Below are 15522 nucleotides of genomic sequence, written 5' to 3'. Positions count from 1 at the left end.
CGTTTATTTTAACATAAATATCATGATCAAGCGTTAGCGAATGCGAATTCGAATGCTTGCGATGTTAGTCCAACATTTTAGGAGGAAATCCAGTGACCGTTGAGAACAAAATTAGAATCGGCATTATCGGCGCAGGCAATATCGGCAATGTTCATGCAGGACAATTTTCGAAGCTAGGCGACGAATGCGTCATTACCGCAATAACCGATGCTTTCTTGCCTCTAGCGGTAGAGCGGGCGAAGCAATACGGCATCGCAAACGTAGTCAATTCGGCAGAAGAGCTTATTCAGCGCGCCGACGTAGATGCGATTATTATCGGTGTGCCTAACCAGCACCATGCTCCGCTTGCGCTGCAAGCATTGGCTGCTGGCAAGCATGTTCTGCTCGAAAAGCCAATGGGCATCAACGGCGAGGCGGCACGTCAAATTTTGAAAGCAAGCCAAGCTTCCGATCGTGTTGTAATGGTTGGCCATCAAATGCGCTGGGAATCGGTGCCGATGCAAATTAAAGAGCAAATCGACCGCGGCGAGCTTGGCAAAATATATACGGCAAAAACCGGCTGGTTCCGCCGCAAAGGCATTCCGGGCTGGGGCACATGGTTTACACAAATGGATCAATCGGGCGGCGGCCCGCTTATCGATATCGGCGTACATATGCTGGATCTTGCGCTGTACTTGATGGGCAATCCAAAGCCGGTATCCGTGTACGGGGCAACCTATGCCGAGTTTGGCCCAAGCCGCAAAGGGATCGGCACTTGGGGTACGCCGAATTGGAACGGTGCTTACGATGTAGAGGATCTGGCAACCGCCTTGATCAAAATGGAAGACGGCAGCACGCTTTCGCTTGAAGTTAGCTGGGCCGTCCACATGGATACAGATAATACGCCGTTCATTCATGTGATGGGCTCAGAGGGTGGCGCAAGCTACCGCGGAGCTGAGGGCAAGCTGCTGACAGAGAAGTTTGATCGTCCGATCGAAACGGTGCTGCGCAAGCCCGACAACGATGAAGGTGAACGCACGCGTCTAAGCCGTCACTTCCTGGCATGTATTCGCGAGGGCAAGCAGCCGATTACTTCCGCACTGACTGGTTTTACGAACAACCTTGTGCTGGATGCGATCTATGAATCGTCCCGTACGGGCAATGAAGTGAAGCTGGATTGGAATTTAGACTAATCTCATTGAAGGTATAAGGAGGAAACCGCATGTTAAGAGGACTAACCGGAGCAGGGCTTGGCCGTATAGAAAGTGATGAGCGTTTTATTGAACTCGCTGGCGCAAATGGGTTTCAGGCAGTAGATTTGGATGCTGGATCTCTAATCGAGCGTCATGGGGTTGAACAGGCACGCGAGCTGCTTGCCAAGAACGGCGTAGTTATCGGCTCGATCGGTCTGCCAGTAGAATGGAGAACGACGGAAGAGGCTTTTCTGGAAGGCTTGGAAAAGCTCGCGGCTTCTGCTGCCGCTGCGGCTGCGCTTGGATGCACGAGCTGCTGCACGTACATTTTGCCATCCACGGATTTGAAAGCCGCACGCTTTATGGCACTGGCAACACGCCGATTGCGTACTTGCGCACAAATTCTTGGCGCTTACGGCATTCGCCTCGGCCTTGAATTCGTCGGTCCTCACCATTTGCGTACGCGCTGGGCAAATCCGTTCATTTGGACGCTTGAGGAGACGCTGGAGTGGATTGACGCAATAGGCGAAAGCAATGTTGGGTTGTTGTTTGATGCGTACCACTGGTATACGAACGAATTGACCATTGCCGATATCGAAGCGCTACGTGCCGATCAGATCGTGCATGTTCATATTAATGACGCGCCAAACGTGCCGGTGGAGGAAGCGCTCGATAATGGCCGCATTTATCCGGGCGAGGGCGTTATTGATCTAGTGGGCTTCCTACAGGCGCTTGATCGAATCGGTTACAAAGGCGCTGTGTCGCAGGAGATCTTAACGGCAGAGGCGCCATCGCAATCGCCGGAAGAGCTTATTCAGCGCTCTAAGGCTGGCTTTGATAAAGTATTTGGCGCAGCAGAGCTTTAAAACGGAACAAAAAAATGGTTGAGCGCTTGGGAGAGCCTGCTCAACCATTTTTTTATTTAGGTTACTAGCAGCCTCCCGAAAAATTCGGCAATTTAACCGTTACCGCAAACAAGCGCTAATTTTTATATGATTTTGCATGAAATCTGATGGGTACTGTACAAGACGACTATTCCGTTATGATGGATAATAACCATAACCGTTTTTTTAAAACAGGAGACCGAACATATGACAAATCAAGCAGAGCAAATGCATCCGCTGAACCTTTGGTACAAGCAGCCGGCTTCGAGATGGGAAGAGGCGCTGCCGATCGGCAATGGCCGAATAGGCGGCATGGTTTTTGGCGGCGTGAAAAGGGAACGTATTCAATTAAACGAGGATACGCTGTGGTCGGGCTTTCCCCGCGATACTAATAATTACGAGGCGCTGCGTTATTTGAAGCGCGCTCGGGAATTGATCGCGGAGAAACGATTCGTTCAGGCAGAGCAGCTCATCGAGGCGAAAATGCTCGGAACGAATACCGAATCCTATCAGCCGATGGGAGACTGGTACGTTGAGCAGCATTTTGCTCAGAAGAATGACCAGCCGGAACAGTATATTCGCAAGCTTGATATCGATGCGGGGATCGCTTCGACTCGGTTCCAGGTCGGTCAGACCGCATTTATGCGCGAGATGTTTGTAAGCGCAGTTGATCAAGTGCTTTGCGCACGATATGAAGCGGAGGGGGACGAGCTTCTTGAGCTGACGGCATCGCTGCAAGCTTCGGTGCTGTTTGAGCTATCATCGCAGGATAGCAATTCAATCGTGCTGCACGGACGATGTCCGAGCCATGTCGCGGACAATTATATGGGCGATCACCCAATGGCTGTCCAATATGAGCAGGATCGCGGCATTACGTTCCAGACTAAGCTTCTCGTGAAGATAGACGGTGGCGAGGTCTCGGTAAGCGAGGATAACAAACTAAAGATACGCGGTGCCCGTACGGCTACCTTTCTGTTAAGCGCGGCAACGAGCTTTGAAGGTTTTGATCGTCAGCCAGCAATGAATGAGGCAGTGGTAAGCATGCAAAACAACCTCGTGCTGGAAGCGGCTCTTGCACATAGCTATGAAGAGCTGCGAGAGCGCCATGTTGAAGATCATCGCCGTTTGATCCAGCGTGTAGATATCCAATTAGGACAAACGCCTAATGCTCTGCTGCCGACTGACGAGCGGCTCGAAGCTTATAAAAGAGGAGAGCAGGACCCGCAGCTGGAAGCGTTATATTTCCAATATGGCCGCTACCTGCTTATGGCGAGCTCGCGTCCAGGTACGCAGCCGGCTAATCTTCAGGGCATTTGGAATGACCGGGTGCAGCCGCCGTGGAACAGCGATTATACGACCAACATCAATACACAGATGAACTATTGGCCCGCCGAGTCAGGAAATTTGAGCGAATGCCATGAGCCTCTGTTCCAGCTCATAGAGGAGCTTAGCGAGACAGGTGCGCGGACAGCCGCCATTCATTACAACAGCGCAGGCTGGGTTGCGCATCACAATGTAGACTTATGGCGGACGTCGACGCCGACTGCCGGACATCCAAGCTGGGCATTCTGGCCGCTTGGCGGCGTATGGCTGACGCAGCATTTGTGGGAGCATTATTTGTATAATCCGAATGAGCATTTTCTGAAGGAGAAAGCCTATCCCCTTATGAAAGGCGCTGCGTTGTTTTGCTTGGACTGGCTGCAGGAAAACGAAGAAGGATTGCTTATGACTTCGCCTTCTACCTCGCCGGAAAATAAATTTCTAACCGCGGAGGGCGAAGCGAGCAGCGTAGCGGAATCGTCTGCCATGGACATTACGCTAATCGGCGAATTGTTTGAGCACTGTATAACGGCTGCAAGCCTGCTGCAGCATGATGAAGCATTTGCGGAGCGGCTCGCCGCTGCGAGAAGCAAGCTTCCGTCACTGCAAATCGCACCTGACGGCTTATTGCAGGAATGGCACGAGCACTTCAAAGAGCATGAGCCGGGCCATCGCCATGTCTCGCACTTATACGGCTTATATCCAGGTACGACGATCAATCAAGAAGAAACGCCGGAGCTTGTTGAAGCTGGACGGTTGTCGCTAGAGAGCCGCATTAAGAACGGCGGAGGCCATACGGGCTGGAGCTGCGCATGGCTAATCAATCTGTATGCGCGGCTGAAGGAGCCAGAGTCGGCATACCGATTCATTCATACGCTGCTCGCACGCTCGACGCATCCGAATTTGTTTGATGATCATCCGCCTTTTCAAATCGACGGAAACTTTGGCGGAGCGGCAGGTATTGCGGAGCTGCTGCTGCAAAGCCATTTGAACGGCATAGAGCTTCTGCCCGCGCTACCGGCGGCTTGGCCAAGCGGCTATATAAAAGGAATCAAGGCTCGCGGCGGCTTCATCGTTGATATCGAGTGGAGGGACGGCAAGCTAATCAACGGCAGAATACTTTCCACGCATGGCTTGCCTTGCAGCCTGCGTTCCAAGGAAGCGTTCGCGGTTCATGCTTCCGACGGCACAGCCATTGACGCATCGGCGCCTTTTCCAACGAGCAAAAACGAATGGTACAGCATCACTACGATAACGAACTGAAGGGAAGTAACCATAATGACGACCAATACACGTTTTCCGTTTGAAAATATCGCCCTTCCGCTTGAAGAGCGGGTAACCGACCTTGTATCGCGATTTACGCTCGATGAGAAAATAGATTCGATGGTTCAATATCAGCCTGAAATCGAGAGATTAGGCGTTAAGCCATACAAGCACGGAACAGAAGCGGCGCATGGCATGGCATGGCTCGGCGAAGCGACGACATTCCCGCAGCCGATTGGGCTTGGCTGTACGTGGAATCCCGTGCTGCTCAAGGAAGTGGGCTCTGTGATCGGCGACGAGGCGCGCGTTTACTTTCAGCGCAATCCAGCCATTAATGGCTTGACGCTATGGGCGCCTACTGTCGATATGGAGCGTGATCCGCGCTGGGGCCGGACAGAGGAAGCTTACGGCGAAGATCCGAAGCTGACGGGCGAGCTGACGGCATCGCTTGTCCAGGGCATTCAAGGCGACCATCCGCTTTATTTCAAAGCGGTAGCGACCTTGAAGCATTTTATCGGCAATAACAATGAAATTAACCGCGGCAGCTGCTCGGCGAGCATCGACCCACGCAACATGAAGGAGTATTATCAAGCTGCGTTTAAGCCGGCGTTCGTGAAGGGCGGCGCGCATTCCATGATGACCTCGTACAATTCGGTCAATGGGACGCCGACTATTTTGCATGAGGATGTAAACAAAGTGGTGAAAGAGGAGTGGGGCATGAACGGCTTCATCGTAAGTGATGCAGGCGACCTGCTCGGAATCGTCAACGATCATCACTATTACGACTCATACAAGGATGCGGTGGCGCATGCGATCAAAGCCGGAATTGACAGCATTACGGACGATAAAGAGAAATCCTGCGCCGCGATCCGCGAGGCATTGGCAGAAGGACTGCTAACAGAGCAGCATTTGGACAAAGCGCTCATCAATACGTTCCGCGTGCGCTTCCGCTTGGGCGAGTTTGATCCAGCAGATCAAAATCCGTACGCCAACGTACCGGAATCCAAGCTTTGCGCGCCTGAGCATGGTCAATTGTCGCTGCAAGCAGCGCGTGAATCTATCGTATTGTTGAAGAATGAGAACAACGCCCTTCCTCTTAGTAAAGAGAAGCTAAGCAGCGTTGCCGTTATCGGGCCGCTTGCCGATGTCGTATACCGCGATTGGTATTCCGGTTCGCTTCCTTACAAGGTTACGCCGCTTGAAGGCATTAAGAGCAAGCTGTCTGGCAAGACTGTTTCGTACAGCAGCGGCAACGACCGCGTCGTACTGAAATCGGCAGCAAATGGAAAGGCTTTGCAAGCTTACGCGGACAATGAAGGCCGCCTGCAGGCTGGCGAATCGGATAAAGCCGAGACCGGCGAGACGTTTGAGGTAACCGATTGGGGCTGGGGCAGCTTTACGCTCGAAAGCAAAAACTCCGGCAAGCTGCTTACAAGCGCCGACGATGTAAATATCGCAGCATCAGCAAGCGAAGCTTTCGGCTGGTATGTGAAGGAAGTGTTCAAGCTCGACGAGCAATCGAATAATCAATTTGCGATAAGGACATGGAACGGCAAGCTCGTAACCGCTCCGAACGGCGGAACCGATTCGCTGCAAGTTACCGAAGCGGCTGAGGCCGGGGCGAACGAGCTGTTCACTAAGGATGTGATTACAGACGGCATCGCAGAAGCGGTAGCAGCAGCGAAGGCGGCGGAAACCGCGATCGTCTTCGTCGGCAACAATCCGCTCATAAACGGCAAGGAAGAGATCGACCGACCGAGCCTTGATCTTGCAGCATCGCAAAATGAATTGATAAGCGCTGTATTTGCAGCTAACCCGAACACGGTTGTTGTCGTCATCGGCAGCTACCCGTATGCGCTGAACGCGGTTAACGAGAAAATACCGGCGATTGTATACCTGTCGCATGCCGGACAAGAGCTTGGCAACGCCATCGCTGACGTGCTGTTTGGCGACTATTCGCCGGCGGGGCGGCTGAACATGACGTGGTACAAATCTGAAGAGCAGCTGACGGATCTGATGGACTATGACATTTTGAAAGGCAAAAGAACGTATTTGTATTTTGACGGCGAGCCGTTGTACCCGTTTGGCTACGGGCTCAGCTACGGTACATTCCGCTATAGCCCGCTTGAAATAACGAATAACGCGTCGAGCATTGACGGCAGCGTAACCGTTGACCTGCAAGTGACGAACGAAGCTGGCATTGCTGCGGATGAGGTCGTTCAATTATATGTTCGTACAGAAGGCTCAAGGGTGGAGCGTCCGCTTAAGAAGCTGGTCGGCTTTACGCGCATTGTTTTGCAGCCGGGTGAGACTAAGGCTGTGCAATTAATCGTGCCAGCGGAAGAGCTGGCGATTTGGGACGTAACGCGTGACCGGTTCTGCCTTGAGGCTGCGGAGTATACGTTTGCGGCTGGCGGCTCATCCGTTGACGTCAAGGTGTCCGGAACAATCACAATCGAAGGCGAAACGATTCCGCCACGCAATCTGTCGCAGCAAACCCGTGCGGAAAATTATGATGATTATGCCCATGTTTATTTGGACGAGAGCAAGGAGGGCGGCACGGCCGTTCGGCTGTCGCAATCCGGAGGCTGGATCAAGTTCAAGGACATCGATTGGTCGAGTGGTTCTTCTGTGCTTGAAGCACGCGTTAGCGGCGGCGAGCAGGGCGGCGAGCTTACACTTCGGATTGGCAGCCCAGCGAGTAGCGTTATCGGCGCTTGCACCGTCGCTGCAAGCGGCGAGCAAGAATGGCAAACCGTTCGCATTGAGCTGCCAAGCATCAAGCAAGATGGCGAATTGGTTATCGGCTTGACAGGAAGCGTGAAGCTGAGCTATTTTCAGGTGCAATAATCGTAACTTTCATTAAAACCATACGAGCGGAGCTGCTCAAGGCTGCATGACAGGCCTTAGGCGGCTCCACTTTTTTTATGCGGCTGCGGTTGCATTTTGCCAAATACGGCTTTATTGTTTTAAGAAGCATAGAACATAGGCAGAGGAGCTAGTTAAATTGAAGAATGAGATTGAGATGGACTTGTACAAGGATTGGATCGATACGGTGAAGGAAGTATTTCGAGGCTCCGGGCATCCATTGCCTGATTTGGTTAGCGACAGAGATGCCGCTTTTGCATACTTCGCGCAGACTGCCCAATCGGATGAAGAGGCCGAGCAGCAGCTTGAGGCGAATGAGGAGCGGCTTTCCTCGATGCAGCAGATCATTTTGGACCATTTTGAAACGGTGATTCTTCCGGATATTCGAAGCAAGACGGGTTATACAGGCGATCGATTTAAGTTTCAATGGCTGTATAACAAAGGAGAGCATGTCGTGGAGCAGCATTCATCGTACCGCATACCGCTCTAATCAGAGCGGTTTTTTGTGCGGTTATGATACCTAATATGACTGAAAGAAGCTGCTCCTAGCACACTGGAAGAGAAATGTCTAATTTCTATATGATAAAATAACGAATAAGCCATGTATGAATGCATTCATCTCCGCTTTATAATATAGGATGCTTCAAAACTTCGCGCAAAAAAGTAAACGCTTACCTATTGAAGGGAGGAGCAGCTGTATGAAGCCAGGCATCAATTCGATTGCGCAAAGAATGAACAATATACGCATAAAAAACAAGCTTATTTTTTCTTTCATTTTAGTCGTTTTTGTTCCGGTGCTTATCGTAGGCATATTTTTGACCGTCGCATTCCGCCAAAACGTGCTTGATCAAGCGACGCAGCAAATTACGAATAACGTAGAACGAATCAAGAAGCAGACACTCGATATTATACGGATGCCAATTGAGATTTCGGATAAGCTGCTCGTCGACAGTCGGTTGACGAATGTCGTCAATACGCAGTACAACTCCACCTTTGAGGTTGTAAAGGCGTTTTGGGATTATCGTGATTTTCGCGACTATGTTCACCTGTACAATGAAATTTACAACATTCGTTTCTACACGACGAATATGACGATATTAGATAATTGGGAATTTCTTAAGCTGACTGATACTATTGCCCAAGAGCCATGGTATAAGACCGCGATTGGCGAGGACGGCATTCATTGGGGGTATATACCCGACGAAACGAAGAATAACCGTAATTATTTGAGCTTGATTAGAAAAATTTCGTTTCCAACCTACCGTACAAGCGGCGTGCTCGTTATCGGGGTCAACCAAGACGAGCTGAACGCGATGATCAGCCAGGAGCCGTTCGATACGATGATTATCGATGAGAGCGGTTATATGATCGCGGCCAAAAACCCCGCGTGGGTCGGCAAAAACATAGCTGAATTGGACTTTGCGAGCAAGCTGACGAATAAAGCGGAAGGCACATACGAGTTTAAATATGACGGCAAACCCTCCAAAATCGTAATAGAGGACCTGCTTCCCGAATCAAGCCGTAACGGGCTCAAAATCGTCTCTGTGTTTACGATTGACAGCATCGTAAGCGGAGCCAACCACATAAGCTTGCTCGGATTCGGCATTATTATGCTAAGTCTTCTTATCGCGTTCGTATTGATCTATATTTTCTCGGCGATTTTAGCGAAGCGGATGCTTGTGCTGAATAAAGATTTGAACAAGGTAGCGATGGGAGATTTGAATGTTATATCCCATGTGACAGGGAGCGACGAGATCGGTATTTTGTCCAAGCAATTCAACAATATGGTCGTCAGCATTCGCGGCTTGATGGACGAGGTAGCGGAATCGCACAAACAGCAAGCGCAGCTGCAGCTAAGGCAAAAAGAGATAAAGCTCAAAATGATGGCAAGCCAAATCAACCCGCATTTTCTGTTCAATGCACTGGAATCGATTCGGATGAAGGCGCATATCAAGGGAGAGACCGAAATATCGTCGATCGTCCGTATGCTGGGCAAAATGATTCGCCGAAACTTAGAGGTTGGAACGCGCAAAATCGCCCTAAAGGACGAGCTCGAAATGGTCCGCTGTTATTTGGAAATCCAAAAATTTAGATACGGAAACGATCGGTTGACCTTTCGACTCGATATTGATGAATCCGGACAAGAGATTGAAATACCGCCGCTTATTATCCAGCCGCTCATCGAGAATGCTGTCGTGCATGGGCTGGAAAATGTGGCCGAGGGGGGCTTCGTTTCGTTAACGACGGAGGTGAGCGATCGATTGCTTCGCGTAGAGGTTGTTGACAATGGCGTAGGCATTAGCGAGGACAAAATCATTCAAATTAATGAAGCGCTGCATGATATGGAGGAAGAGGAGGAGTACCGGATCGGGCTGCGCAACGTTCACCAGCGGCTGGTCATGATCTATGGCGACAGCTGCGGCTTGACGATAAAGAGCGAGCTTGGATCGGGTACTACCATTACTTTTGAAATACCGATAGGGGGTCATCTACATGCATAAAGTACTTATAGTCGACGATGAGCCGATGATTCGAGAAGGGCTGCAGACGTTGGTAGATTGGAGTAAATACGGCTTTACCGTCGTTGGAGCAGGATCGAACGGCAAAGAGGCGGTAGAGAAGCATGCCGTGCTCCGGCCCGATTTGATTCTAATCGACATCCGTATGCCTGGCATGGACGGACTGCAGGCAATAGAGCAAATAAGGAAGACGGATGCGGATTGTCATTTCTTAATTTTGAGCGGTTATGCCGAGTTCGATTATGCGAAGCAAGCGATCGCGCATAATGTAGACGGTTATATATTGAAGCCGATCGATGAAGATGAGCTGGAGAGCTACGTCGAGCGCATCAGCCTCCAGCTCAAGAAGCAATCCGAGCAGCAGCTGAATGTGGAGCAATCAACGGTGCTCCTGCGCGAGGAGATGCTTCAGAAGCTCGCCACAGGCAAGCTTGATTCTGGCATTGCAGGCAGCCAGGAGCTGAAATTGCTCTTGGGAGCGCCTGCGAAATATTATCAGCTGCTCTTAATCGAGCTGTACAGCAGGGAGCATTCCCTAACGATGAATGCTACCCTTAAGAAGAAGCTGGCCGATCACATTGAGCAGAAGCAGCTAGGCTGGGTATTTTCTGCTGAGCCCTATGTGGGTGTGCTGCTGAAAGATTTTTTGCTGCAAAACGGCTCGCGCGAGCAAATGAAGCAATGGATCGAGGAATGCTGCGGAACGCGGGTGCGCTTCGCAGCTGCCGCAAGCGAATCGGTTCGCGAGCCCGCGGAGCTGCTGAAGTGGACGCCAGCCGTTCGCGGCTTGCTGAAGCGGCGCTTCATGCTGCAGGGGCAGCAAATTCATTTGGTATCCTTATCTGATCATGACAAGCAGTCGGAGGACGCTGAGAAAGAAGCGCCATCGATCGACAGCCTTGCTCAGAAGCTTTTTTACATGCTGGATATCGGGAGCAAGGATGGGGTGGATAAGGCGCTCCAAGAGGCTTCTGATCAAATTTGCGCCTATGAAACATCGGAGCAATCCATCAAGTCGAGCTGGGCGCAGCTGCTTACAATTGTGCTGAACAAAGCGACTGCCTCTAGTCCGGGGATTTCCGTGCAAGAGGATTTGTCGATGATTACCGCGCTATATCTCGCGCATCATTATAATGAAATGATCGATCAGCTTCAGAAGCGATTGTCGGATTTGGCAGCGAAGATTGGCAAATCGGACAGCCTGTCCGTGATGAAGCAGATGACGGATTTCATTGAACGTCACTACAGCGAGAACATTAAGCTGGAGACGCTGGCTGATTTGTTCAATTATAATAGCGGCTATCTCGGTAAAATGTTTAAAAACTATACGGGCGAGCATTTCAATACTTATTTGGATCAAGTCCGCATTCAGCATGCGATCGAGCTGCTGCAGGGGGGACTTAAGGTGCACCAGGTGTCGGAGCGAGTCGGCTATGCGAATGTCGATTACTTCCACAGCAAATTCAAAAAGTATAAGGGCGTTTCTCCCTCCTCCTTCAAGAGCGTGTCTGGTAAGCCGGCTTCGGAATAGAGAATACAGAATATTGAATACAGAATCCTATTAAACGAAAAGCTATAAGATCAAGGGACGTCTATATCGCCATGCTGATAGAGCTAAGCGGGACATAGACGTCTTTTTTAATGATTTTTCGCATGTAGCCAATGATTATGAAAGCGCTTGAAAGTGCGTATTTTGATATGATTTTAGATCTAATTTGTCGGGTGCAAGGCAGTGGCATCCATCGTTTATGATAAGTACAGATAAGAGAGGGTAAGCTACGAGAGACACAAAGGAAGCTTACGAAGCCGTTTTTGCCGGAAGCAAAAACATAAGGAGGAGCAGCGATGAAACCGCTAACAGAAGGTGCCCTTAAAGCAGGGACCACAAACAAAAAGAACCGATTCTGGTTCAAAGCTTTCCAGCAGCGTTACTTGTATATGATGTCATTGCCATTCGTTATCTGGATATTCATATTCAGCTATGTGCCTGTCTGGGGCTGGTTAACCGCATTTCAAAATTACAAACCCAAAAACTCCATACTGGATCAAAAGTGGGTTGGACTCGATAATTTCATAGAGTTGTTCCAGGACGAGCGATTTTATATCGTTTTGCGAAATACGCTTGCTATGAGTACGATGGGACTGGTTGTTGGCTTTACGATTCCAGTCATCTTCGCTCTGCTGCTGAATGAAATGAGAGGGCAGTTCTTCAAACGTTCTGTTCAAACGATTTCCTATTTGCCTCACTTTGTATCTTGGGTTGTCGTTGCCGGACTCGTATCAAAGATGCTGTCGACAGACGGCGGCGCCGTCAATCAATTGCTCATGTACTTAAATATCATTGATGCGCCGATTCAGTTCATGGCTAAGGGCGAATGGTTCTGGGGCATCGTAACCCTATCGGATCTGTGGAAGGAAATGGGCTGGAACTCGATCATATTCTTAGCAGCGATGGCGGGTATCGATCCGGAGCTATACGAAGCATCAACCGTAGATGGAGCAGGCCGTTTCCGCAAAATGTGGCATATCACGCTGCCGGGCATACGGACAACCTTCATGGTATTGTTCATTCTATCCATCGGTCATTTAGTTAGCATCGGCTTTGAAAAACAGTTTTTGCTGGGCAATCCTCTCGTATCCGATTTTTCAGAGGTACTCGATCTGTATGCGCTCAAGTACGGTATTCAAATGAGCCGATATTCGTATGGTACGGCAATCGGTATATTCAACTCCGTAGTCAGCATTCTGCTCGTGTTTATTGCGAACGGGATATACAAACGAGTCACCAAAGAATCAATCATATAGGAGGCAGCGCATATGCAAGGAACGGCTAGAAGAGCTACCGGCGATAAAATTTTCGACACATTCGTGTATGTATTCATGGCAATCGTTGCTATTGTAACGTTATATCCATTCTTAAACGTACTTGCGATTTCGTTTAATGATTCAGTGGACACCGTCAGAGGCGGTTTGACCATATATCCTCGGGAATTTACTTTGAAAAACTACGAGACGATTTTTGGCTTCGACGGCTTGCTGGTCGGCTTTAAAAACTCCGTCATCCGTACGGTATTAGGTACTGCAATCGGTGTACTATCAGCTTCCATGATGGCTTACACGTTAAGCCGTCCTGACTTTCAGGCAAGAAGATGGATGTCAGTCGTATTCGCCTTGACGATGTATTTCACGGGCGGCCTGATCCCGGGCTTCCTGCTCATGAAAAACCTTGGCTTGATCGGCACTTTCTCAGTTTATATCATTCCTGCACTCCTCAGCGTTTGGAACGTGTTCGTAGTCCGCTCCTACATTGACGGACTGCCGTACGCGCTTCAAGAATCGGCCAAAATCGACGGCGCGAACGACTGGACGATATTTTGGAAGGTTATCCTTCCCCTTTGCCAGCCTGTACTAGCAACCATTGCCTTGTTTATTGCGGTCGGTCACTGGAATTCCTGGTTTGACACTTACCTGTTCAACAACAGGAGTCCCGAAAATACGACGCTGCAGTACGAGCTGATGAAGGTGCTGCTGTCCACGCAAACGGGAAGCAATTACCGTGATCCGAATGCGCAGCAAGCGATCGCATCGGTTTCACCTGAATCCATTAAGATGGCGATTACGATTGTTGTTACCGTTCCTATCCTAATGGTGTATCCTTTCCTCCAGAAGTATTTCGTGAAGGGTATGACGCTTGGAGCTGTAAAAAGCTAATTTTGGTAATAGCAGGTTTCCTGTTATATACATGTACATTACGCACAAGAAAAAAGGGAGGCTTTCCAGCAATGAAAAGAAAGATGCAAATGGCTCTGAGCTTGATGTTGGCACTTGTATTTGTATTCGTAACAGCTTGCGGCAATTCGAATAATGAAAGCGGCACGGGCAACGGAACGACGAATGAAGCAACGAATTCGACGAACGAAGGCGCAGCAGCTGAACCGATTACCATTCGCATAGCATCGGGAGACAACAACGCGAACTGGGATGATATGCAATCCGACGTAGGTAAAGCGATTCAAGAAAAAACAGGTATTACGATTAAACAGGAATTTCCTGTTGGCGGTACCGATTCCGATATGTTCGCCCTAATGGTAGCAAGCGACGATTATCCGGACCTTGTTATGCCAAAAGGCAGCGCAGGCAAATTGGTTGATGCTGGCGCAATGATCGACCTTCGTCCTTTGATCGAGGAGCACGCGCCGAACCTGAAAAAGGTTTATGGCGAATACTTCAACCGCCTTCGCTGGAGCGAGGACGACGATGCGATTTACATGCTTCCACAAGACGGCGTAGGCCAAACGTACTTTGAAGCGGGCGGCGGCTTCCAGCTGCAGCATCAAGTGCTTGAAGCAGCCGGTTATCCGGAAATCAAAACCGTACAAGATTACGAAGCGGCAATCAAAGCTTATATCGAGAAAAACCCTAAAACGGCAGACGGCCAGCCGACAATCGGCATGTCGCTTAACGGCGGCGAATGGCAAATTCTGATTTCAGTTACGAACCCTGCTTTCTACGCAACAGGGGCACCGGATGATGGCGAGTTCTACGTTAACCAAGAAACGCATGAAGCGATCATGCACTATCAACGTCCGGAAGAAAGAGAATATTTCCGCTGGTTGAACCACATGAACGATATCGGCTTGCTTGACAAAGAAAGCTTCGTTCAAAAGTACGACCAATACAAAGCTAAAGTGGCATCTGGACGGGTTCTGGGCTTAATCGACCAAAACTGGGATTACGCCGATGCGGAAAACGCATTGAAAGCAGAAGGTAAATTCAAAGCAACTTACGCTCGTTTCCCTGTTACATTGAATGACACGTTCCAAGATCACTCTTTCCAAGGCACAGGCTACCTTTCCGGCTACGGAATAGGGATCACAAAGAATGCTAAAGATCCTGTTCGTCTCATCAAATTCCTTGATTACCTGGCTTCCGATGAAGGCCAAGTACTCGTGAACTGGGGTATTGAAGGCAAGCATTACAACATCGAAGACGGCAAACGCGTTATTCCTGCCGATGTTCAAGCTCAGAAGTCGAACGACAACAATACATTTAAGAAAACGACGGGTATCGGCAACTACTTGCTGTCGGCTCGTTATGGCGATGGCGTGAAGGACCCTTCCGGCAACTACTACACGACGACGTTCCCTGAGCAAATTCAAACGGCGTATTCGGAGGAAGACAAGAAGACGCTTGCGAAATACAACGCGAAAACTTACAGAGATTTGTGGCCGGCCGACGATGCGTTCCCAGAGCGCAAATACGGCGCGGCTTGGACGCTTCCGTTCGAGACGGGCTCCCAAGCAAACGTTATTTTCCAAAAAACGCAGGACATTATGAAAAAACGGATTCCTGAAGCCATTCTTGCTAAACCGGCAGACTTTGATAAAATCTACGATGCTTTCCTTAAAGATCTTGAGGATGCGGGCGTAGCCAAACTGAATGCTGAATTTACAAAAATGGTACAGGATCGCGTGGCGCTTTGGTCCAAATAAGTTT

At 49.7% G+C, this 15522-nt stretch carries 10 protein-coding genes; all 10 read left to right on the top strand.

Going from position 1 to position 15522, the window contains the following annotated elements; all coding sequences use genetic code 11:
- Positions 1-92: 92 nt before the first annotated feature.
- The 10 genes from HI950_RS08635 to HI950_RS08590 all read left to right on the top strand — a co-directional run bounded on the left by HI950_RS08635 (position 93) and on the right by HI950_RS08590 (position 15518).
- Positions 93-1172, top strand: a complete 1080-nt coding sequence (locus HI950_RS08635) for a Gfo/Idh/MocA family protein (RefSeq protein ID WP_169083437.1) — start codon at positions 93-95, stop codon at positions 1170-1172.
- Positions 1173-1201: 29 nt separating this feature from the next.
- Complete coding sequence (locus HI950_RS08630) at positions 1202-2038, top strand: sugar phosphate isomerase/epimerase family protein (protein WP_169083436.1); 837 nt, start codon at positions 1202-1204, stop codon at positions 2036-2038.
- Between the two features lie 225 nt (positions 2039-2263).
- On the top strand, positions 2264-4639 hold the full coding sequence (locus tag HI950_RS08625; RefSeq protein ID WP_223285167.1) for a glycoside hydrolase family 95 protein: 2376 nt from the start codon (positions 2264-2266) through the stop codon (positions 4637-4639).
- A gap of 15 nt (positions 4640-4654) precedes the next feature.
- Positions 4655-7489, top strand: coding sequence for a glycoside hydrolase family 3 C-terminal domain-containing protein (locus HI950_RS08620; RefSeq protein WP_169083435.1), 2835 nt, complete (start codon positions 4655-4657; stop codon positions 7487-7489).
- Between the two features lie 157 nt (positions 7490-7646).
- Positions 7647-7997 carry a hypothetical protein gene (locus HI950_RS08615; protein ID WP_223285166.1) on the top strand — a complete coding sequence of 117 codons (351 nt, stop codon included), beginning with the start codon at positions 7647-7649 and terminating at the stop codon, positions 7995-7997.
- A 208-nt stretch (positions 7998-8205) separates the two neighbouring features.
- On the top strand, positions 8206-10008 hold the full coding sequence (locus HI950_RS08610; RefSeq protein WP_169083434.1) for a sensor histidine kinase: 1803 nt from the start codon (positions 8206-8208) through the stop codon (positions 10006-10008).
- Positions 10001-11557, top strand: a complete 1557-nt coding sequence (locus tag HI950_RS08605; RefSeq protein ID WP_169083433.1) for a response regulator transcription factor — start codon at positions 10001-10003, stop codon at positions 11555-11557. Before HI950_RS08610 ends, HI950_RS08605 begins: the two co-directional genes overlap by 8 nt.
- A gap of 314 nt (positions 11558-11871) precedes the next feature.
- Complete coding sequence (locus HI950_RS08600; RefSeq protein WP_169083432.1) at positions 11872-12831, top strand: ABC transporter permease; 960 nt, start codon at positions 11872-11874, stop codon at positions 12829-12831.
- Between the two features lie 12 nt (positions 12832-12843).
- Positions 12844-13737 (top strand): carbohydrate ABC transporter permease, encoded by an 894-nt coding sequence (locus HI950_RS08595; protein ID WP_169083431.1) that lies wholly within the window; start codon positions 12844-12846, stop codon positions 13735-13737.
- Between the two features lie 71 nt (positions 13738-13808).
- On the top strand, positions 13809-15518 hold the full coding sequence (locus HI950_RS08590) for an ABC transporter substrate-binding protein (RefSeq protein WP_169083430.1): 1710 nt from the start codon (positions 13809-13811) through the stop codon (positions 15516-15518).
- The last annotated feature ends 4 nt before the right edge of the window (positions 15519-15522 follow it).

This window comes from Paenibacillus sp. PL91, from assembly GCF_012935325.2.
Lineage (GTDB): Bacteria > Bacillota > Bacilli > Paenibacillales > Paenibacillaceae > Pristimantibacillus.
Note: the sequence above shows the minus strand (reverse complement) of the source record. Positions and strands in the feature narration are given on the sequence as shown.

Bases quoted from the DNA above. Each gene is read 5' to 3' on its own strand.
- HI950_RS08630 (WP_169083436.1), top strand. From the start codon at position 1,202: ATGTTAAGAGGACTAACCGGAGCAGGGCTTGGCCGTATAGAAAGTGAT.
- HI950_RS08625 (WP_223285167.1), top strand. From the start codon at position 2,264: ATGACAAATCAAGCAGAGCAAATGCATCCGCTGAACCTTTGGTACAAG.
- HI950_RS08620 (WP_169083435.1), top strand. From the start codon at position 4,655: ATGACGACCAATACACGTTTTCCGTTTGAAAATATCGCCCTTCCGCTT.
- HI950_RS08610 (WP_169083434.1), top strand. From the start codon at position 8,206: ATGAAGCCAGGCATCAATTCGATTGCGCAAAGAATGAACAATATACGC.
- HI950_RS08605 (WP_169083433.1), top strand. From the start codon at position 10,001: ATGCATAAAGTACTTATAGTCGACGATGAGCCGATGATTCGAGAAGGG.
- HI950_RS08600 (WP_169083432.1), top strand. From the start codon at position 11,872: ATGAAACCGCTAACAGAAGGTGCCCTTAAAGCAGGGACCACAAACAAA.
- HI950_RS08595 (WP_169083431.1), top strand. From the start codon at position 12,844: ATGCAAGGAACGGCTAGAAGAGCTACCGGCGATAAAATTTTCGACACA.
- HI950_RS08590 (WP_169083430.1), top strand. From the start codon at position 13,809: ATGAAAAGAAAGATGCAAATGGCTCTGAGCTTGATGTTGGCACTTGTA.